The sequence below is a fragment of the Staphylococcus sp. AtDRG32 genome (assembly GCF_004365845.1).
GTDB classification, from domain to species: Bacteria; Bacillota; Bacilli; order Staphylococcales; family Staphylococcaceae; genus Staphylococcus; species Staphylococcus hominis.
In genome coordinates, this window is sequence record NZ_SODE01000005.1 from 48686 (window position 1) to 68915 (window position 20230).

Sequence of the window (20230 nt, forward strand, 5' to 3'; positions counted from 1 at the left end):
GTAGAGACCTAAGTGATTCATAGGCTTAAGTCTCATCCTCTTTTATTTTTTCTTCTTATTCTGCAATTTCCAAACTTTAAACATAAATTTAGGAATACTTTTTATACGACCTATTCGCTTCCAATCAATAAGTAATCGGTAGACCCATTCCATATTTAAATTTCTAAAAAGACGAGGCGCTCTTTTTTTAGTACCACTAAACACTTCTAATGAGCCACCTACGCCCATCATTACTGTATGCTTAAAATTACTTTCATTTTTTTGAATCCATTCTTCTTGTTTTGGAACACCCATTCCAACAAACAAATAGTCAGGATTGAAACGTTGAATTCTTTTCACTACAGTTTCATCTGACAGGTCAATATACCCATGATGATACTCAAAAGTAACATTAGGATATTTCTGTTGTAATTTGTGTTGTGCTTGCGCAACAATTTCATTTTTTGATCCTAACAAATATACCTTTTGACTTTGCTCGTGTGCAACTTTAATACATTCTTCCATAAGTTCAATACCTGGTACACGTCGCTTTAATGGTTGTTTTAATCTATTAGAAGCTTTAACTACACCTGTACCATCCGCAATGATATAACTTGCACTATTTATAAGCTTTCGATAGGTTACATGTTCAGAAGCATACACTACGATTTCAGGATTAGCAGTTACAATAAACAAGTTATCATTTGTATTATTTTCAAAAAAATGTTTAATATTTTCAACCATATCCAACATTGTCACATTATCGAATTGTACGCCTAATATATCTACTTTATCGTTTTTTTTCTTTTTTGAACTATACATTTACGTTAACTCCCTGCTTTCTTACTCTCTTTATATGTTGTAATGAATTTATAATAACCTCAACTTATTCATCATATATTATTTTTGCCATTGTATTCAAAAATACGTCTAAAGTCTAAAGGACCAGTTTATCTTAATGATTTATAATAGAAGTCACACTATTAACGTGAGGTTGATTATGGATTATTTGCAACAATTTTTAACTACGACTGTTATCTTAAATATTTATTTAGTCATTATTATAGCAATATCTTATATCATTATTCATCAAAATCGACATTGTTCTTTTAATCAATATTTAGATATTTATTTAAATTATATTCCAGTACTGACTCATGAAATGGGTCATATTCTATTTAATAAGTTAAGTGGGGGGCATGCTAAAGATCTTGTCATTGTTGTACACCCTAGTGAACGTAAAGAAACGTTACAACAAGGCTATGCAATAACACAATCTAAATCAGTTACTGGACAATGTATTACGACATTAGGTGGATATGTCATGCCACCAATCATGTTAATGATAGGTTTTTGGACCATTCATTTTAACTATCCAAGCTTATTTTTAATCTTATATAGTTTGATATTTATGTATTACCTTATTTTAACATCTCGAAAATTGTCTCCCATTATCGTTTTAATCATTTTAATTTCATTATTGTATTTTTTATTGCAAGGCAATAATCAATTTATGATTTTTTATATCGTAGTCCTCCTATGCCATCTTATCTTAGGTGTCCTATTAGGAGAAGTTTTGCAATCTAGTTGGACAATTATATTATTGACTTTCCAAAGAGTAAAAACACATTGGGATGGTAATACTTTAGCTGAATTGACACATTTACCAACATTATTTTATAGTCTATTTTGGATTATGATTAACGGTTTCTCTTTATATTTAATATACAAATTTATGATTTAAAAACGGCTCATCATATTCAAATTGAATAGACGACCGTTTGTTTAATTTTTCTCTACAAATATATTCATTGCATTATCATAACTTAGAATCGTCATAGTTGTATCATTATTTATAATCATGACTTTGTTGGTTTTATCTTTGGATACTATTTCAATGTTATCTCCAATTGAAATGTGCTTACTGGATAGATAAACAAGTAAATCCGTTCTATCGCGAACACGTTTAATGTTTACTATGTCTCCTTCATCATATTCAAGTAATGAGTCATTATACTTTTCTTTATAAATATAATTTCTTGGAATAACTCCTCCATGCGGACAAGTTTCAGGATAATTTAACAGTTTATCTATCCTTTCTAAAAATAAGTCAGAAATTTTATGCTCTAAAATTTCCGCTTCTTGATGTACTTCTTCCCAATTATAATTTAATACTTCAATTAAAAATTGTTCTAATAAACGATGTCTTTTTATAATATCGAGTGTATGAGAGAGACCTTCTTTAGAGAGTTTTACCCCTTTATAATGTTTAGTTTCAACAAATCCAGCTTTTTCTAAACGACTTACCATTTCACTTACAGAAGGTGGTTTTATATCTAAATATTGAGATAATATTTTATTTGAAACGAAAGCGCTATCACCACCATTAGTTAGAATTGCTTTGAGATAATCCTCTTTTTCTTCAGTTAACATGATTTCACCTCATAAACAGTTTCATCTTATTGTATCACGAATGGTTGCGTAATGTGATTGTCTTATATTATCTTACAATAAGAGGAATATATCTTAAATTTCAATGTTAAACCTTCCATTTATACTTAAAAAAACCTAAGACATAGCGAGTTGTCTTAGGTTTAGTATTAATCATTATTGAATTATTAAATTAGTCAGTTAAACTGTCTACAATAACCATTTCATCATAGTTAATTGCCTCACGTAATTTTAAAGCTGTCGCTTCTGTAATCTCTTCATCACTAATAAGTTCAGTTAAAATACGACGTTGCTCTCTTAAAGCATTCAACTTAATTTTAGTAATTGAATCTTCAGAACGTGTGTTAAAGAAGTTAGATGGTGATAAGTTGTCTATTCTCATTAAATATCCATCACATATCATACCCACTTCTAATTTATTGTCTTCATTTGCCTCCTCCACAAGTCGGCTTACAACATTATAATGGACTCTTTTATTGATTTTAGAAAGTTCCATTAAGTTTTCAGTAACACTTAATGATGAAGCTGCATTTGTACGTGTACGAATATGACGTTTCAAAAGTAATCCTCTAATTCCAACAATAATACGACGAATGAGTGAAGCTTGTCTATAAACTTGTGTACGTTCAGCAAAACGCATATAGTTTTCTAGCATGCTTTCCGTAATTTCGCCTTCATCTGCTAATTTTTCAAGTGTTTTTGTTTCTACGTTAAAAGCAATGCGTTGTAAACGTTCAAGCTCTTTTGAATTCTCGTCATCTTTTTCTACTGATTTTAGGAAAGTTAATTTATCATGATATTCTTTAATAACATTTCCATATCGATAGCTTGTTTCAAAGGAGGAATGTTTGTTTAAATAATCAATCACGTGTTCTAAAATATAAATTCTTGCTTCTTTAAAATTCATACTTCCTATTTTAGGTTGAGGTGCATTTTTCGTAACAAAAGGTAAAATGATTTGTGCAATGACCAAGCTTAAGATAACCATTCCTGAAGAAATAAAAAGTAAATCATTACGATACTTAAAGGCTTCATGATTTTGTAAATAGTAAGGTAACGTTAATGCGATGGCAAGTGAAATTGTTCCATGAACACCACAAAATGTCATAATTAACGCATACATACTTCGTTTAGGTGGTTTCTCTTTCGTATTTGTCCCCTCATCATTCATTAATTTTTGGAATGGACTGACTGATAGATAAAATAAAGGATATAGTACATAAACCCAAATAAATCTAAATACATATACAGCCAATGCTACTAATAAAGTAATTCCTATTAAGAAAAGTAAGTTATGTGGTTCACTTTTAATAATTTTTACAATGACTTCCGGCACTAAGAAACCAAGTATCGAGAATACAAAACCATTTAGTGCATAGCCTAAAATATTCCACGTATGGTTATAACTTAGTTGAAGGCGTGTACGTGTTTGAGCAATACGGTCACGTTCAAAACCATGAACAAGTCCGGCCACTACAGCAGCAATGATACCTGAAGCATGGAATAATTCTGCCACAAGATAGGTTACAAATGGTGTTAACAATTGAAGAAATACAAACATATTAATATTTTCAATACCACGTCGTGTTAACGTTAGACGGAATCGAACAAGTAATATACCGATGAACAATCCTACAATGGCCCCTCCTATTGAAGCAATTAAGAATTGTTGAATCGCTTCAAATAATGAGAAAGCGCCAGTAACAAGTATCCCTACTGCTATTTTAAATGAAATGATACCTGCAGCATCATTTAATAAAGACTCACCTTCTAAAATCGTCATTGCACCTTTTGGTAATACTTTACCTTGAGTAATAGCTTGCACTGCCGGAGCATCGGTAGGACAGAGAATTGCGGCAATCGCAAACGCTGCACCAATTGGTAAATCTGGCCATACTAAGTGAATAAATAACCCTACACCTATGACGGTAGTAATTACTAAACCTAATGCCATTAACATGACAGGTTTAATATATCTTCGTAAATGTACCCTAGATACATTAACACCTTCAACAAATAATAAAGGTGCAATGGTCGCTAGCATAAAGAGTTCAGAATCAAAATTGAATTCAACTGGTACAGGCAATATAAAGAGGATCATTCCTAATATGATTTGAATAAATGCAAGAGGTACTTTAGGAATAAAAGTATGAACAAAGGAGCTTACAATAACAACAGCTAGAAATATGAGAATCGTTTCAAATATTTCCAAACTTTCACCCCATTATTTCATATTTAATTTGAGATATAAGATACATTGTCATCTTATGTATTCTAAACGTATATAGTTATTATCTACCGTTTTTATGCTCTCAATCAATATCAATTTTATCATTAAACTATATTCAGATTAACTAACTTGCACTTTCAAAATAATTCATTTAAAAATTATTAAGATTTACAATTATTCTTCTAAATCTTCAATATTTTTATCCCCTTGTTGTTTTCTTTCTTCAGCTCTATGGTTTTTAATATCATAATACAGTTTTTCTCGTTGTTCTTCTCTTTTTTTAGCACGACTTTTTAACTCCTCCCTTGTATTAAATTCTTTTGAACTTAATAAAATGGAAGATTGTCTTGGTGCATCATCTTTTCTATACATATATGCTCCAGTTCGATACGCTGCTCTAGCAACAAGGTGCATACCAACAGCAGACGTTAAATTAATAAAGACAATGGATAATAATAAACGAACACTAAAGAAACCTTGCACCGTTGTAAAGTATATTAATACCCCGATTAAAGTAAGTAATACAGAAAGCGTTGAACTTTTCGTGGAAGCATGACTACGTAAAAAAACATCTTGAAATTTTACAATGCCTATTGCACTAATCACTGCAATAATACTTCCTAGAAAAATAAGGATAGACGCAATCAACTCAGTGACGCTTTTTATGAGTTCCATTGAATACCCGACCTCCTCCAATAAATCTAGAAATAGATACAGAGCTTACAAATGAAATAATCGCAATTAACATAATTGAATCTAAATACGCATCAGTACCATAAATCACGCTAACCACCCCAACAATGCACATAATTACAGCACTGGCTGCATCAAATGCTACGACTCTGTCTGCTGTTGTAGGACCTTTAATCAAACGAAACAATCCAATAATAAATGCAATACCAAATAATATTAAAGCTCCTGTACTAAAAAAGTTAGTCATCGCTTGGATCATCGTGACACCTCCATAATTAAACGTTCATATTGTTTAATACTTTTTAACAAATTAGCTTTTTCATTTTCAGAAATGTCTATACTATGAATAAAAAATTTATTGGTTAATTTTGAAATTCTAATCACTGTCGATCCAGGCGTAATAATAATTAAAATGGTTAAAAATGTAATGGCCCAATCACTTTTTAACTCTGTTTCATATGTGAGAAGACCAGGATTCATATCTTTTGTTTTAAATAAAATATATTTAATGATACTAAGACTTGAAGTAATTAACTGATACAAATATATGGCTAAAAACTTAATAGCTACCCATATTTTTACTAAATAAAATTCTTGACCAAAGAATCGATGAAGTATATAAATGATAATTAATCCTATAAGATAGCCAGATACAAAGGTAGAGAATAAAAAAGAACCTTGGTCTTGAAAGAGTACCCATAGAAAAGCAATTAAGATATTCAATACAATTTGTCTCATTTATTCTCCTCCTTTAAATGTGGATTAACTAAGTGATGGAAGTAAGCATCATTTGTATTTAACTCTGTTGCATTTTTAGTAACATTCATAACAATTGGTGCCGCAAGACCCATAACTAGTACAACTACAGTTAGTATGCCAATCATACATTTTCGATGAACAGGCAATGGGTTGTAATCAACTTGCTCGCCATCTGCATCTCCAAAGTACATAATAAATAGTATTCTAAATAGACTATACATTGCTAAAAGACTTGTTAAAATCATGAGCGCTAATCCAATATAATTACCATTTTGAACCGCACCTTGAAAAATAAGCACTTTACCAGGGAACCCACTAAATGGAGGAACTCCGCCAATCGCGAAAATCATAACGATAAATGCTACGCCAAAGAAAGGCTCTCTCTTTGCCAAACCATATAAATACTTATATTCTCTATAACCAGACATATAAACTAAACTACCAATAATAAAGAATAATAATGTCTTTACTACAATATCATTTGTTAGATAAAAAATAGCACCATGAATTCCAGCAAATGTATTTGATCCTAAGCCTAAAATAATAAAACCAATTGATAAAATAACTTGATATGCTGCAATTTTCTTTATGTCTTTAAATGCAATGACTCCAAAAGCACCAATAATCATCGTAATACAAGACATAAATACAAGTATGGGGTGTGTAATATTTGGATGTTGATCAAATAATAAAGTAAAGAAACGAATTAAAGCATATGCTCCCACTTTCGTCATTAAAGCTGCAAATAAAGCTGCGAGCTCAGTATTTAATACTGCATAAGCTTTAGGTAACCACATAAATAAAACTAACGATGCTTTTGAGCCAAATGCAATCATAAATACAATTGCAATGACCACTACCATTTCATTATTGTGAATATCATCTAAGCGTAATGCAACTTGAGAAAAGTTTAATGTCCCTACTAATTTGTAAAGTAAGCCAATACCTAATAAAAATAACCAAGAACCAATAATATTTAAAACAACATAGACAATGGCTGCTCTTAATTGTTCTATTGATTGTCCTAATGTTACAAGCACAAATGATGCAAGCAACATAATTTCGAACATCACATAGAGGTTAAATAAATCAGAAGTTAAAAAAGCACCAATCACACCGGTAGTTAAAAATAAAATAAATGTTGGTAAATAATAGCGATTCACACGTTCTTCAGCAGGTCCAAATCCATACGCCATAATTAAAGTCACTACAAAAGAAGCGACTGTTACCATGAGTAAACTTAAAGTATCACCTAAAAATTGAATACCAAAAGGTGCTTTCCAACCACCAAAATCTAAAGTGATTGGTTTATGATTCATCACATAAATCAATAAAGCTAGCGAAATAAGCGTATTAACCGTCATTGTTCCAATATATAAAATCTTCGAAACTCTATTTTTATTCTTCGTAAATACAAGTAATAATGCACAAAGAAGTGGTAAGAGAATCGGAAGGATTAATAAGTTACTGTTCATCATCTTCATCCTCCCTAAGCACATCAATTTCTGATTCTTTTGTAACACGATATGTTCGATAAACTAATACAAGTAAGAAAGCTGTCATACCAAATCCAATAACAATTGCAGTTAAAACAAGTGCTTGCAATAATGGATCGACATAGTTGGTATTTGAACCACGAATAAGCGGTTCTGTTACGTGGTCACTATAATGACCCATACTCATAATAATCAAATTACCAGCATGCGTATAAATCGAAATCCCTACAATAATACGAATTAAATTTAAAGATAATATCATGTATGTCGCTAAGAATACGAGAAATCCTATGATAAGTAATAAAATAAGATTCATGATTTACCCCCACTCAATGCCAACATAATTGTGACAATCACACCCACTACTGAAAGTACTATGCCTAATTCGAAAATCGTCACTGTAGTAATATGCATTTCATTAAATATTGGTAAATGAAGTGTAAATTCACTTTGATATAAAAATGATTTGCCAAAAAAGGTAGGCGCAATTGCTGTGATTAAAGAAATAAGTGCTCCAATAATCATTAATTTTCTAAAGTCGATAGGTAAACTATCCAATACTTTTTTTACATCGAAAGCTAAAAACATCAAGATAAAAGCTGAGCTAAAGACGAGACCACCAATAAATCCTCCTCCTGGATTATTATGACCTGCTAAATAAATGTAAAAACCAAAAGTAAGTAAAATGAATACAACAATTTTAGTTACTGTTTTTAAGACTACGTCATTTTCTTTCATCTTGACCCCTCCGATCTTTGTAATTTAATAATGTATAAATACCTAAACCAGCAATAATTAATACTAAACCTTCAAACATAGTATCAAGTGCTCTAAAATCACCTAAAATGGCATTCACAATATTTTTACCACCTGTGAGTTCTTTTGCATTCATATAATATTTAGAAATTGTTTCTAAACCATCACCTTGTTGTGCCATAAACACAAGGGTTACCACTGCGCCTGCAAAAATGAATGCTACAACAATTTTCATCATTTCTTTTTTCTTATCTGCTTTCTTACGTGAAATATTGGGTAAGCGTGAAAAACTAACAATGAATAATATTGTAGTCATCGTCTCTACTACAAGTTGTGTTAAAGCTAAATCAGGTGCTCTCATGATCAAATAAAATAATGCAACTGAATAGCCAATAATTCCATTTAATATTACCATCGTTAAACGTTGTCTTATAAAGACAAGTGCTATACCAACAACACTGATTGAAATAGCAAGCAGTACTTCTAAAGATCCAAAGTCAGTAACATGCATTAGATGTAGTTTCGGAAACCCTACTCTTAAAAAGCCATACGCTACAAATAGTGAAAACACTAAAAGTGTAATCACATTATAGTAGTTTAATCGGTTCGTCATTACACCACGAATACTACAGCCAGCATAATGTTCAAATACACTATAAGCTTTACGATAGAAATTTGTAATAGACGCTGTTTTGATTAAGCGATGCGTTAACACTTTCCAATTTACTTTTGTTGCTAAAATAATTCCTAAAATAATAACAATGATACTAAAAATAAGTGGTAAATTAATGCCATGCCACTGGGATACATGTGGTGCCATCTTATCGACTTGGATACCTAAGTTTGTGACATTTCTTAATGCAGGTAAAACAATCGGATGCGTAAAGGTATTTGGGATAAAGAAGATAACAGGTAGCATCACAGCAAAGATCATTGCTGGTAAACTGAACAACCATGGCTCATGAATATGCTTTTTAGGAACTTCTTTTTCATTAAATTCTCCCCAATATGTTTCTTTTAGCATGTAAACTGCATAGACAAACGTGAATATACTTGCAATCACGCCTAATGCCACAATTATGATGGTTAAAGTTAAACTAAATTGCTCTAATTCAATAGATTTAACTAAAGAATCAAAAAACATTTCTTTACTTAAAAAACCATTTAAAAATGGTACTCCTGCCATTGATAATGCAGCAAGCGTCATACTCAAATGCATTTTAGGAAAGAATTTTCTCATGCCATTTAATTTTCTAATATCTCTTGTGCCCGCTTCATGATCAATAATACCTACGCCCATAAATAACGTACATTTAAATAATGCATGATTCATGACATGGAACAAGCCTGCAAATAAAATTAATGTGTAAATTTTAGCCATTGGTCCGCTTGGATGCTGCGCAATACCTCCACCTAAACCGACCATTGTCATAATCATCCCAAGTTGACTAACTGTAGAATAGGCAAGAATTCCTTTCAAATCGTATTGTCTTAAAGCTGTAAGAGATCCAAACATCATTGTGATTAATCCTACAAAAGTAACAATATAAATATAACTATTACTTAAGCCTAATACAGGTGTGAATCTAAAAAGTAAAAATATACCTGCTTTAACCATTGTTGCTGAATGTAGATAGGCACTTACAGGGGTTGGGGCAGCCATAGCTTTAGGTAACCAAATATGAAATGGAAATTGAGCTGATTTTGTGAAAGCTCCAATAAGCATCATAATGATCATTGGAATAAATAAAGGATGCTCGCTAATATGATGACCTTGCGATAAAATTTCAGTAATTGTATTCGTACCTGTCATTATGTACAACATAATAAAACCTGTTAATAATGTTAAGCCGCCAAATACCGTAATCATAAACGACTGTATTGCACCTAGCTGACTATTTGCATTACTATACCAATACGAAATAAGTAAGAAAGATGAAACACTTGTGAGTTCCCAGAAGATATACATAAGGATGGTATTATTAGATATTACTATACCTAACATACTAAACATAAATAAAAGTAAGTATATGAAGAATCTAGGTAAGTTATCACCATTAGGTGTTAAATATTGGGTAGCGTAAAAGAAAACAGCTATCCCTATAATAGAAATAATTAAAGCAAACATTAATCCAAGTCCATCTAGTCTTAAATCTAAATTCAAATCAATGGCTGGCATCCAAGCTAGTTTAAAAGAAATCACTTTCTGATGAAGTACATTAGGAATTTGAGATAAGAAGTAAACAGAAGCAATCACTGGAGCGAATAGGGAAATATATCCTGCATAGCGTCTTAGAGGTCTAATAAATAAAGTGATTAGAACCATACCTATGATTAGTAAAAGTGCCCCTAGTAAATAAATTAAACTCATCAAAGCCCTCCTTTTTATAAATTTAAAGCAATAATTGTATGATGATCTTCTTTAGGTGACAAGCCAATAAATTTCAAAGTTTCATGCGTAGTCTGGTGTCCTAAATATTTTTGAATAATCGCAATAGAAATACCCGATTTATAAGCATGATATGCAAAAGTTTTACGTAGAGTAGTTAAACCAATATGTAAAAGGCCTAATTCTTTAGCTGCGTGGTGAATAATTCGATAAGCTTGCTGACGTGAAAGTTCTTTATGTGTACGAAGAGACTGAAATAAAAGATGATGATCTTTCAACTGATTTTCATAGATATATGTATCAAATTCATTTCTTAAATCAGAAGGTATCATAATTTTGATAAATGGAGCGCTTTGTTGAATCCAAGCTGTCTTTATTTCTTTATTTTCCTTATTCTTTATATCTTCAACTTTAAGATGTAATAAGTCAGTAAGTCGCATACCTGTATGTATCGCCAGTTTAAATAAAAGATAATCTCTGTCTGATTTCGTTTGTAACACGTGATACATCTTCTTAATATCATTCTTTTTCTTAATAGGTTCTACATAATTCATTTATCCACCTCAAAAAAGTTTCTTATTTAATGATATATCATATTTTAGTAACATTGAAATATTTCGCTCAACTTTTTTTGATTTTAAGTTACTTTTTTTAAAAATATTTTCGATATATAAAGTGTAAGGAGGTGAAAGTAAGATGAACGAAATTACTCAGTTATCTGTTATTTGTACTCACGTTACACATGATACAAATGGAAAAGCTAAAGAAATTAAACGTCGATTTAATAACATTAATACACGTGCTTCTGAAGCAGACATCAAATCATTTGTAACAACAATTTCAAATTTGATTGAAGAATCTTTCGATAAAGTTGAAGTTGTAAAAACCCAAGGATTAGTTTAATGAATGATTTTATTAAAAAGGAGGTATGAACAATGTCAAAAACTTTAGAACTCATATTTAAGACAAATCTAAACAAAACAGCTAAGTTACAATTACCACAAATTTCAGCAACAATAACAGAGGCTAATGTACAATCAGCAATGGAAAATATCGTTAAATTAGATGTTTTAAGATTTACCAGTGGCGCTCCAAGCAAAGTCGCTTCAGCTCAGATTGTAGATAAAACAACAACAGTTTTATTTGAATTAAATTAATTGACATAGTAGACGTATGTTACAATATCAAATTTTACTTCACGTCTTCTAAACAGTAGATTGAGAATGGATAAAGCGTTCTAAAAGAGTTTTATCCGTTCTCTTTTTTTAGTATAGAATTTTTTTATAAATTTACGTATAATAATCGTATTTGATAGTAAAAATAATGGAGGAATTACGTTTGCTTTTTTTATTTGTACTTGGAATTATTGCTGGTATGATGGTTCCTATTCAAACATCGATTAATTCTAGATTAGGTCGATTTACAGAGTCATCTTTTTATGCCTCTACGATTTCTTTTTTTGTAGGAACTCTATTTTTATTAATACTTAATATCATTTTTAATATCCAAATGTTCTCAAGCTCATTTTATGCTGGTCACTCTATTGATTATCATTGGTGGGTTGGTGGCTTGCTTGGTGTATGTTTCTTAACAGGTAACTTATTACTTCTTCCAAGATTAGGTGCAGCACTTACGGTTGTGATGACAGTTGCTGGTCAAATCATAATGGGTGTTATGATTGATACATTGGGGTTACTTGGGGCCAATCAAACATCTTTTACTTTTTTAAAAGGTGTGGGGATTCTCGTTTTATTATTCGGAATTCTTCTTATGAACCATCTACCTAAAAATAAACTTAAAGATAAAAGAAATATCTCACTTTATATTTGGTTGTTAATTGGCTTTATTTTCGGATTTGCGCCTCCACTACAAACTACAATCAATAGCGGGCTTTCAAAGCAAATGGATTCTTCTTTATTCGCTGCACTAGTTTCTTTTACTATTGGAACTATTGCGTTATTTATTCTAACAATAATATTTAATAGAAGTCTAAAAATTAAACTATCACAACAGCATCTCGGTCGTATTAAACCACTCTATTTTATTGGTGGGATTTTAGGCGTCGTATTCGTTACATCTAATATTATATTAATGCCCTATTTAGGTGCTGCTCTTACAACTATTGTCGCAATGCTTGGCCAAATGATAATGGGCGTCATTATTGATCACTTTGGCATTGGTGTACCTAAAAATGAAATGACTTTCCGTAAATTTATAGGATTAATCGCTATAGCAATTGGTATTGTTTTATTACGTTTATTTTAATGGCTACTAAAATTAAACTTTTATCTAAATCTTCGTCTTCTTAATGCAATAATTGAGAAGACTTTTTTGATGTCATCATTTCGTTATGTTGTATTTAGCTCTAAACTTGTATAATAAATGCATATTAATGTTTAGAGGTGATTATATTTGAAAAAGTTTTTATCCCCCTTATCAATAATGCTAACTCTCCTCCTTATCCTTATTATTTTGTTTGGATTTTATATTTATTCTAAAATTCCTAAAACGACTCATTTAAGCAAAATAGAAACGATGACTGTAAAACCTCATTACCCTCTTTCTTTTCAAGGCGTTCAGCAAGCTAAACAAAGTTATACACTTTATTATGAGCCCTCATTAGGTATTAGTTCAGATATTCTAGTAAAAAATAACGAGATTATATCTAAAGATACACCCATATTTAAATATTATAATCCACACATCGAAAAACATATTCTTGCAAAAAAGAAACTTTTATCTTCAATACAGCACTCAAATAAAATATCCTCCGATAACTTCAACCAACAAGTTCAATTATCTAATGATATACTCAATTTACAACAACAACTTCAAACACGCATTTATGCTCCTATTAAAGGTCGAGTCACTGTACTTCAGCCTTTCCCTTCAAAATCTCATACTGAAATTATGCAAATTAATAGTGATGAACGAATCATTCATGCTAAAATCAAGGAATCTCAACTTAAACAACTTAAAAATAATCAACTTGTTCAAGTTTCTATTAAAAACACTAGGCAATTTGAAGGGAAAATTTTATCTATTTCTTCTATTCCTTATAAAACTGAGACCTCTTCCTCTTTTTATTATGTAGATATTTCTACAGATCCTTCCTACCCTATTGGATACCATTTTGATCTTCACTTAGGAACAACAGAATATGAATTACCCGATAAAGTCATTTACAATAAAAATTATGTTCTAGTTATACATAATAAAAAAATTATAAAAAGAAATATTAAATATATTAAAAGTAAAAAAAGTGGGTATATTATGGTATCCAATGGATTAAATATTGGAGATAAAATTATTACGCATCCTTCTGCATCTTTGTTAGAAAGCACCGAATAATCTTTTGTTTTAGTATATTAAACTTTAATTTTATAATATGGGGCATCATAATAATTGTTCTTAATTAAATCTTTTATAAAATTTGCTTATTTTTATAAACAAAGTATTAATTAATCAAAACATTGTTTTATTAAGTACATTTTCGTTTACTTTCTAATTTTATTTAGTTATAATTAACTAAATAACATAGAATTAAATTAATTTATTTAATCTAAATTATTAATAGCTTTTTTAAACTAATAGATGACGTTATATATAGATAAATTTAACGGATGCATAAAAAATAGAGAGAATATTAGTTGGGGAGGTCTTAAAATGGCTATTTCAAAAATCAATGACTGCTTTGAATTATTAGCAATGATTACTTATGCAGATAAATTAAAAAGCATTATTAAAAAAGAATTTTCGATCAGCTTTGAAGAATTTGCTGTTTTAACTTATATTAGTCAAAGTAAAGAAGAAGAATATTATTTAAAAGATATTATTAATCACTTAAACTACAAGCAACCTCAAGTAGTAAAAGCAGTGAAAAATTTATCTCAAGAAGATTACTTCGATAAAAAACGTAATGAGCATGATGAAAGAACAGTATTGATTCTTGTAAATGCAACGCAACGTACAAAAATTGATGAGCTACTTAATAGAGTTAACAAACGAATTGAAGAAGCTAACAAAGAAACAGAATTATAATAGTAAACCATAAAGAGACTAGAACTTAAAAAACCTAGAATAATAGCCCGTAGATAACATTTGTCTACGGGCCTCTTTTATAGCCATAATTCATATTATATGATGTTGTTTTCTGTAAAATAACTTCATTCTAATATTTATAAACACTGTTTAATCATTCTTTATATCTAGAACACCGCTCTTTAGATTGTTCTGTTTTCTTAGATATTCGATTATAGATAATTTTGACTCTATGCTTACATTTTTATATCAATAGATTTGTAGTATTAGATACATCATTTTTTTCTACAAAATTTAAATATAATGTTAAAAATTTCTCTTCTTCTTCTATATGAGGTGCATGCCCTGATTCATTAAATAAAACATAATTTATATTTTTAAATTGATTTTCAAACTGTTGATTCTCTTTATTGATAATAATTGGGTCATAACGTCCATCTACTATCATAGTTGGAACATTGATCTCATGTGTGACTGTATTTGATTGATTCTCTGTATCTAATAAGGCTCTTGATGCTACTGCACTATCTTCATCGTCTTGTTTACTATATAAGCGTTGACGTTGAAACCACTTCATTGCAACATCATTTTTCTTATAAATATATGGAAATAATATAAGTAACGCTTCAGATTTATTAAACCCCGCTACTTTATCTTGGTGCTCAATCATTAACTTTGTAAAACCATGAACAATATCTTCAGATTTAGAAGATATAATTGTTAAAGATCGCACTTTATCTTTATATTTTTCGGTAAAAGCTTGTGCAATCATTCCACCCATATCATGCCCTAATAAATGTGCGCTTTTAATACCTAATTGCCGCATTAACATAGTTAAATCTTTAATGTGATCATTTAAGTTATAACTCATAGGATGTGTAGATTTTCCATGACCTCTCACATCGTAAACAATGACTCTATAGTGTTTTTTCAACTCTTTTTTTAATGAGTAAAACCCAGCTAAATTACCATCTAAACCATGAATTAAAATAACGGGAATGCCTGTACCTACATCTTGATAAGCTATCTTTATTTGATTAAACGTTTCAATTTTTTTCATATCGGCACCTCCCTTAGTATTTACTATACCCACTAAAACATATTTAACGCTATAAACATGTATACAATTAATTATTTTTTTATTTAAAAATTTTTATATAATTTAAATAAAAAACTCAACCCTATTCATCATGGTTGAGTTAAAATCATATATTTTATTAAATACTTCTTCTAGATGATAATCGTATAGTATATGTAACAATTAATACGACGATAATAATCCAAATGATAAGTGAAACAGTTTGAGCGACATTTGAATTTACAATAACAGCATCAATCGTCTTTTGAGAGAATAATAAACCTACTGCTGTATATTCTAATCTTTTAAAAATAACCCCGCATAAACTCATTATAAGTCCCATAAAGAAAATAAATTGATGACTATACATAGTAATAGGAACAATGCCTATAGTGAGATTAAATGCACGCATAATAATAAGAATTAAGGCAATAATTGCAATCATATAGCCTATGATTATCTCTGTGCGATTACTATATAAATATTTTTTCCGAGCAATTTGTATATGAATAAAAATAGTAATCGGGAAAATAACAATACAATAAAACAAAGATAATATGGTTGCAGCTTGGAATGGAACGTATTGCTTATCATATAAATATGAAATTAAAATAAAATTGATAATAAAAAATATAATAGGATTCAATTGTAAACCAAATAAATTCCGTTGAATAATTAAGATAATTTGAGCCGTTGCTTTTCCCCTAAAATCAAGATAATCTTGCTTTTTTTCTTCGGATTTTTTAAAGTCGTTACTTATATTTTCTTTAATGTCATCGATAAGTTTAGGGGGCATGCCTTTATGAGTAAAATAATCATTCACATTTTCAAGTAATAATTTATCGTTTGATCGCATATGTTGCTCCTTTATCGAATGCAAGTTTTAAAATACATTCAATTCATTCATTTCAACATTTTATCATAGATTTCAATTGATTTCTTTTCGTAAAAAAGAAGTAGGATAACGAATTCCAGATGGAATTCGTTATCCTACTTCTGTATATTTCATTATCTTTTAAATGAAATCGATGATACGTAACTTTAACTAACTACTTCATTACATTATTTATTAATGTCAATACGATATAGTTTTAATACTTTGTCTTTAGGTGAGCTTGAACCAAATTGATAGCTTGTTTTACCGTTTTGAATATAAGCAAAATTGCCACTTACACTATTATATTGAACGCGTTTAATGGCTTTTTTACCTACACTTTGTGCTACTTTTTGATAAGTTGGACCATTGGCTTGATTATAAGTCATTGATACTCTAGTTACATAACCAGTATTTTTTTTACCGATTGCAGTAACAACTAATACACCTTTGTTTGTATGGAATTCATAGTATTTTTCTTGATTATTTGGATTATATGAATAAATAGGTGTGCCATAGTGATTAATAACATTTTTAATTGATTCACCTATAGTCACATTTTCTAATGTTTTTTGACCTTGAGTTAATTGTTGTACAGTCTGAATCGAATTACCACTAGCTGCTTCAGCATGATTATAGCCTACTCCTGTCATTACTAGTCCAGAAACTAATAGGGCTGTTGCTAACTTTTTCATAAGCACTCGCTCCTTTTTCTTTTATGCTTAATTACAGTATACCCTATTTATGACCAAAATAACAGAAACATTACAAAAACATTACAAAATATTTCATTTTTATAATGCATTAATATTGGTAAACAATACTATTTAGTGTTGAGGCATATGTTTTTTTATAAAAGGTGTCACATCATGGATAAACTTCTCTTGTTCTTCTTCAAAAGGATACATGCTTGACTTCGAATACACTTCGAAATATACATTTCCTATTAAATCTGCTACTTCTTTAGATTCAAGAGATGTTATTCTTTCTCCATAAGCACTTGCAACTATAAATGTGGGTTTAGTGATGTACTCAAATACTTTTGCAATTCCTCTTTGTTTAAATACTTCATCTACTGCTTCTGTCTCTTCTTTAGTAGAAATTGAATTAGTATCTTCGACATTTTTTAAGAACTTATTCACTTTACGATGTTTATAATAGCGATGTTTATCTAAAAACTTCTCTTGTTTATCTTCATTCCAGTTACGGATTTTATGTGCGTATTTTCTAAACAATCGTTCTTCTGGTAACTCTCCTTCAATAGATGTCGGATTGATCATTGTTAACGAAGATACATACTCTGGATATTGCTTTGATAAATGCGCAATAATTGTAGCACCCATTTCATGGCCAATAAAAGCCGCTTGATCTATGTAGAGATAATCTAATAATAAAATAATATCATCTGCAAATTCATTGAATTTAATATGTCGTGGTTTATCTGAATATCCATGACCACGTAAATCCAATAATACGACTTGAAATGTTTTTGAAAGTTCATGAGCTAAATTTTGAAAAATTGAAGCATTTTCAAACGCAGTATGTACAAGCACTACTGGGTATCCTTGTCCCATAGTATTGTAATTTAATGTAAATCCACCTTTTCTTGTAAATAATTCCATTTAATTATCTCCTTTTTTTTGTTTATTTACGGATAAAATCGTTAAGAGCTCTTCTATTGTTGTAATGATATAATCTACTTCTTCTTCTAAAGGTTCTAATTCAGCATTTTCTTGTTTATACCAAACACTTACCATTCCCATAGCACGTGCAGGAGCAACATCATTTAAGGCATCATCTCCAACATACATAATTTCTTCTGGTAAGACGCCAAGTTGATCAATCATATCTTCAAAAATACGTGGGTGAGGTTTGCGGTAACCTACTGTTTCAGAAGTTGATAAATAATTAATCACATGTTCTATTCCTAATGAATAAATCCGAAATTGTTTGATCTTTGATTTCCCGTTTGCAATTACACCTAGTAAATAATCATGCTCTGACAACTTTTCAAGTGTGTATAATGTGTCGTAGTATGGAAATACATATCGATAGAAATGCATTTCGAAATCATGAAATAAATCTTTCCATTTCAATCTATCGATGTGAAATTGTTTTATTATCTCTTTATATACATAAGGTTTATCGTTATCTTCATCATCATCTAATTCTATAAATTTATGTTTAAAGTCAGCAAGTTGTACATGTACAAAATAATCATGAAAACGTTCATATTGTTCTTCTATAAATTTATCTCGAGACTTAGTTCTATCCAATAATGTGCCTTCTAAATCGAACACAACTGCTTTGATTTGGCTTAAGTCCATTTTTATTTACCTCTTATCAATATAATTATTCTTATTTTAATAATTTTTGTTCACTTCACTAACGTGTTGTATTAGATTGAGTGACTAAAATATAAAATAATATGGGTATCCCAACAAGTGATAAAATAATACTTGCTGGAATTTGCACTGGATTGATAACCATCTTCCCTATAACATCAGCGAATAGCATCGTTAATGCACCTATCAATATGTTTAATGTCATTTGTATAGCAAGACTATATTGAAAATAATATCGTCTAATTAATTGAGGTACAATGATGCCAATAAAACCTATCACACCTATAAACGCTACTGCTATAGCTGTCATAATAGATGTTAACAAAAGTACAATAAATGTTATCCATTGCACATTTAACCCTAGAGACTTACTTTTAGCTTCTCCTAATTGCAAGAGCTTAATTGGTGTAACTAAACTATATATCACAATAATGATTGGCAAAGAAACCATTGTAATATAAACGAGCTCATTCATTTCGGCATTCGCAAATCCTCCAAAATAATAGGCTAACATACGATTCGTACGTTCTGGTTTAATGAGTGTAAGTATATATATTAATGCATTAAAAAAAGCGCCTACCATAAGTCCAGATATGATGAGTACTCTAATTGGAAAATTTCTAGACAATACGATTGTCATTATAACAACAAGTAAAAGTGTCGTGACACTAAAAATGATAGAAAAAATTGGAATAAATAGAAAAGATACGCCTAAAAATATAGCTAAACTTGATCCAAAAGTCGCTCCACTCGCTAAACCAAGTGTAAAGCTATCTGCTAAAGGATTATTTAATACCGTTTGAAATAATTGACCCGTCAACGTTAATATAGCTCCTACCATAAGCGCCTCAAATGTTCTAGGAACTCTAACTTTAAAAAAAATCATTTGATTAAATGCTTGATGTAATGACCCTAAATCCCAAAAAAGACTTATAGCTATGATGACACATAAGCAAAATGTCCAAACTGAAAATGTTAAATATAGATGTCGTTTCATTTCCACTCACATTTCAATTATTATTTATTTCCTATATTACAATGAATATATCCTTACTACTAATTAAAATAAGATTACAAAATGATTCTTTCTCTGTTTTACTCAATTTACAAGACTCTATGTTGTATAAAAAGCCTACAAC

Annotated in this window: 23 protein-coding genes; 6 read left to right on the top strand and 17 right to left on the bottom strand. The window is 30.0% G+C overall.

The window, feature by feature from the left end; translation table 11 throughout:
• Positions 1–42 precede the first annotated feature (42 nt).
• Positions 43–801, bottom strand: coding sequence for an N-acetylglucosaminyldiphosphoundecaprenol N-acetyl-beta-D-mannosaminyltransferase TarA (gene tarA / locus BDW25_RS08075; protein WP_002455672.1), 759 nt, complete (start codon positions 799–801; stop codon positions 43–45).
• A gap of 178 nt (positions 802–979) precedes the next feature.
• Here tarA and BDW25_RS08080 point away from each other — a divergent pair, with 178 nt between their 5' ends.
• Entirely contained in the window at positions 980–1723 is a 744-nt protein-coding gene (locus BDW25_RS08080) for a M50 family metallopeptidase (protein ID WP_002449144.1), read from the top strand.
• 41 nt (positions 1724–1764) lie between these two features.
• Here BDW25_RS08080 and BDW25_RS08085 read toward each other — a convergent pair whose 3' ends face one another.
• The 10 genes from BDW25_RS08085 to BDW25_RS08130 form a co-directional block, all read right to left on the bottom strand.
• On the bottom strand, positions 1765–2412 hold the full coding sequence (locus tag BDW25_RS08085; protein ID WP_002449140.1) for a metal-dependent transcriptional regulator: 648 nt from the start codon (positions 2410–2412) through the stop codon (positions 1765–1767).
• 190 nt (positions 2413–2602) lie between these two features.
• The gene (locus BDW25_RS08090; RefSeq protein WP_002449154.1) at positions 2603–4642 is read right to left on the bottom strand and encodes a cation:proton antiporter; all 2040 of its coding nucleotides are present in this window, start codon (positions 4640–4642) and stop codon (positions 2603–2605) included.
• Positions 4643–4834: 192 nt separating this feature from the next.
• Entirely contained in the window at positions 4835–5335 is a 501-nt protein-coding gene (locus tag BDW25_RS08095) for a Na+/H+ antiporter subunit G (RefSeq protein WP_002449128.1), read from the bottom strand.
• A complete protein-coding gene (gene mnhF2, locus BDW25_RS08100) occupies positions 5310–5612 on the bottom strand; it encodes a Na+/H+ antiporter Mnh2 subunit F (RefSeq protein ID WP_002449139.1) in 303 nt (100 codons plus the stop codon). Before mnhF2 ends, BDW25_RS08095 begins: the two co-directional genes overlap by 26 nt.
• Positions 5609–6091, bottom strand: coding sequence for a Na+/H+ antiporter Mnh2 subunit E (gene mnhE2 / locus BDW25_RS08105; RefSeq protein WP_002449146.1), 483 nt, complete (start codon positions 6089–6091; stop codon positions 5609–5611). The genes mnhF2 and mnhE2 overlap by 4 nt, the downstream gene beginning before the upstream one ends.
• Entirely contained in the window at positions 6088–7587 is a 1500-nt protein-coding gene (gene mnhD2, locus BDW25_RS08110) for a Na+/H+ antiporter Mnh2 subunit D (RefSeq protein WP_061544202.1), read from the bottom strand. Before mnhD2 ends, mnhE2 begins: the two co-directional genes overlap by 4 nt.
• Entirely contained in the window at positions 7577–7924 is a 348-nt protein-coding gene (gene mnhC2 / locus BDW25_RS08115) for a Na+/H+ antiporter Mnh2 subunit C (protein ID WP_002448875.1), read from the bottom strand. The genes mnhD2 and mnhC2 overlap by 11 nt, the downstream gene beginning before the upstream one ends.
• On the bottom strand, positions 7921–8346 hold the full coding sequence (gene mnhB2 / locus BDW25_RS08120) for a Na+/H+ antiporter Mnh2 subunit B (RefSeq protein ID WP_002455676.1): 426 nt from the start codon (positions 8344–8346) through the stop codon (positions 7921–7923). The genes mnhC2 and mnhB2 overlap by 4 nt, the downstream gene beginning before the upstream one ends.
• The gene (locus BDW25_RS08125) at positions 8333–10735 is read right to left on the bottom strand and encodes a DUF4040 family protein (protein WP_133945358.1); all 2403 of its coding nucleotides are present in this window, start codon (positions 10733–10735) and stop codon (positions 8333–8335) included. Before BDW25_RS08125 ends, mnhB2 begins: the two co-directional genes overlap by 14 nt.
• A gap of 14 nt (positions 10736–10749) precedes the next feature.
• Entirely contained in the window at positions 10750–11307 is a 558-nt protein-coding gene (locus BDW25_RS08130) for a tyrosine-type recombinase/integrase (RefSeq protein WP_002448908.1), read from the bottom strand.
• A gap of 142 nt (positions 11308–11449) precedes the next feature.
• Here BDW25_RS08130 and sroA point away from each other — a divergent pair, with 142 nt between their 5' ends.
• The 5 genes from sroA to sarA all read left to right on the top strand — a co-directional run bounded on the left by sroA (position 11450) and on the right by sarA (position 14794).
• Complete coding sequence (gene sroA, locus BDW25_RS08135) at positions 11450–11656, top strand: sigS mRNA-stabilizing protein SroA (protein WP_002448893.1); 207 nt, start codon at positions 11450–11452, stop codon at positions 11654–11656.
• Positions 11657–11688: 32 nt separating this feature from the next.
• Positions 11689–11910, top strand: coding sequence for a DUF2922 domain-containing protein (locus BDW25_RS08140; protein ID WP_002448911.1), 222 nt, complete (start codon positions 11689–11691; stop codon positions 11908–11910).
• Between the two features lie 181 nt (positions 11911–12091).
• Complete coding sequence (locus BDW25_RS08145; protein WP_077700204.1) at positions 12092–13018, top strand: DMT family transporter; 927 nt, start codon at positions 12092–12094, stop codon at positions 13016–13018.
• Between the two features lie 270 nt (positions 13019–13288).
• Positions 13289–14104, top strand: a complete 816-nt coding sequence (locus BDW25_RS08150) for an efflux RND transporter periplasmic adaptor subunit (RefSeq protein WP_228777638.1) — start codon at positions 13289–13291, stop codon at positions 14102–14104.
• 315 nt (positions 14105–14419) lie between these two features.
• Positions 14420–14794, top strand: coding sequence for a global transcriptional regulator SarA (gene sarA / locus BDW25_RS08155; protein ID WP_002448898.1), 375 nt, complete (start codon positions 14420–14422; stop codon positions 14792–14794).
• 244 nt (positions 14795–15038) lie between these two features.
• On the opposite strand, the gene BDW25_RS08160 is transcribed toward sarA, so the two are convergent.
• The 6 genes from BDW25_RS08160 to BDW25_RS08185 form a co-directional block, all read right to left on the bottom strand.
• Positions 15039–15854 carry an alpha/beta fold hydrolase gene (locus BDW25_RS08160; protein WP_002448923.1) on the bottom strand — a complete coding sequence of 272 codons (816 nt, stop codon included), beginning with the start codon at positions 15852–15854 and terminating at the stop codon, positions 15039–15041.
• A gap of 157 nt (positions 15855–16011) precedes the next feature.
• Entirely contained in the window at positions 16012–16728 is a 717-nt protein-coding gene (locus BDW25_RS08165) for a hypothetical protein (RefSeq protein WP_002448876.1), read from the bottom strand.
• Positions 16729–16934: 206 nt separating this feature from the next.
• The gene (locus BDW25_RS08170; protein WP_002448912.1) at positions 16935–17441 is read right to left on the bottom strand and encodes an SA0570 family protein; all 507 of its coding nucleotides are present in this window, start codon (positions 17439–17441) and stop codon (positions 16935–16937) included.
• A gap of 132 nt (positions 17442–17573) precedes the next feature.
• Positions 17574–18368 carry an alpha/beta fold hydrolase gene (locus BDW25_RS08175; RefSeq protein WP_002488592.1) on the bottom strand — a complete coding sequence of 265 codons (795 nt, stop codon included), beginning with the start codon at positions 18366–18368 and terminating at the stop codon, positions 17574–17576.
• Entirely contained in the window at positions 18369–19073 is a 705-nt protein-coding gene (locus tag BDW25_RS08180; RefSeq protein ID WP_049334986.1) for an HAD family hydrolase, read from the bottom strand.
• A gap of 58 nt (positions 19074–19131) precedes the next feature.
• Positions 19132–20088, bottom strand: a complete 957-nt coding sequence (locus tag BDW25_RS08185) for a FecCD family ABC transporter permease (RefSeq protein ID WP_133945360.1) — start codon at positions 20086–20088, stop codon at positions 19132–19134.
• Positions 20089–20230 lie beyond the last annotated feature (142 nt).

What these genes read in the sequence shown, in the direction of transcription:
- BDW25_RS08080 (WP_002449144.1), top strand. Translation starts at nt 980, where the DNA reads ATGGATTATTTGCAACAATTTTTAACTACGACTGTTATCTTAAATATT.
- BDW25_RS08130 (WP_002448908.1), bottom strand. Translation starts at nt 11,307, where the DNA reads ATGAATTATGTAGAACCTATTAAGAAAAAGAATGATATTAAGAAGATG.
- BDW25_RS08160 (WP_002448923.1), bottom strand. Translation starts at nt 15,854, where the DNA reads ATGAAAAAAATTGAAACGTTTAATCAAATAAAGATAGCTTATCAAGAT.
- mnhF2 (WP_002449139.1), bottom strand. Translation starts at nt 5,612, where the DNA reads ATGATCCAAGCGATGACTAACTTTTTTAGTACAGGAGCTTTAATATTA.
- BDW25_RS08180 (WP_049334986.1), bottom strand. Translation starts at nt 19,073, where the DNA reads ATGGACTTAAGCCAAATCAAAGCAGTTGTGTTCGATTTAGAAGGCACA.
- BDW25_RS08165 (WP_002448876.1), bottom strand. Translation starts at nt 16,728, where the DNA reads ATGCGATCAAACGATAAATTATTACTTGAAAATGTGAATGATTATTTT.
- BDW25_RS08150 (WP_228777638.1), top strand. Translation starts at nt 13,289, where the DNA reads ATGACTGTAAAACCTCATTACCCTCTTTCTTTTCAAGGCGTTCAGCAA.
- mnhC2 (WP_002448875.1), bottom strand. Translation starts at nt 7,924, where the DNA reads ATGAATCTTATTTTATTACTTATCATAGGATTTCTCGTATTCTTAGCG.
- BDW25_RS08125 (WP_133945358.1), bottom strand. Translation starts at nt 10,735, where the DNA reads ATGAGTTTAATTTATTTACTAGGGGCACTTTTACTAATCATAGGTATG.
- mnhD2 (WP_061544202.1), bottom strand. Translation starts at nt 7,587, where the DNA reads ATGAACAGTAACTTATTAATCCTTCCGATTCTCTTACCACTTCTTTGT.
- BDW25_RS08085 (WP_002449140.1), bottom strand. Translation starts at nt 2,412, where the DNA reads ATGTTAACTGAAGAAAAAGAGGATTATCTCAAAGCAATTCTAACTAAT.
- BDW25_RS08095 (WP_002449128.1), bottom strand. Translation starts at nt 5,335, where the DNA reads ATGGAACTCATAAAAAGCGTCACTGAGTTGATTGCGTCTATCCTTATT.
- BDW25_RS08140 (WP_002448911.1), top strand. Translation starts at nt 11,689, where the DNA reads ATGTCAAAAACTTTAGAACTCATATTTAAGACAAATCTAAACAAAACA.
- sroA (WP_002448893.1), top strand. Translation starts at nt 11,450, where the DNA reads ATGAACGAAATTACTCAGTTATCTGTTATTTGTACTCACGTTACACAT.
- sarA (WP_002448898.1), top strand. Translation starts at nt 14,420, where the DNA reads ATGGCTATTTCAAAAATCAATGACTGCTTTGAATTATTAGCAATGATT.
- mnhB2 (WP_002455676.1), bottom strand. Translation starts at nt 8,346, where the DNA reads ATGAAAGAAAATGACGTAGTCTTAAAAACAGTAACTAAAATTGTTGTA.
- mnhE2 (WP_002449146.1), bottom strand. Translation starts at nt 6,091, where the DNA reads ATGAGACAAATTGTATTGAATATCTTAATTGCTTTTCTATGGGTACTC.
- tarA (WP_002455672.1), bottom strand. Translation starts at nt 801, where the DNA reads ATGTATAGTTCAAAAAAGAAAAAAAACGATAAAGTAGATATATTAGGC.
- BDW25_RS08185 (WP_133945360.1), bottom strand. Translation starts at nt 20,088, where the DNA reads ATGAAACGACATCTATATTTAACATTTTCAGTTTGGACATTTTGCTTA.
- BDW25_RS08170 (WP_002448912.1), bottom strand. Translation starts at nt 17,441, where the DNA reads ATGAAAAAGTTAGCAACAGCCCTATTAGTTTCTGGACTAGTAATGACA.
- BDW25_RS08175 (WP_002488592.1), bottom strand. Translation starts at nt 18,368, where the DNA reads ATGGAATTATTTACAAGAAAAGGTGGATTTACATTAAATTACAATACT.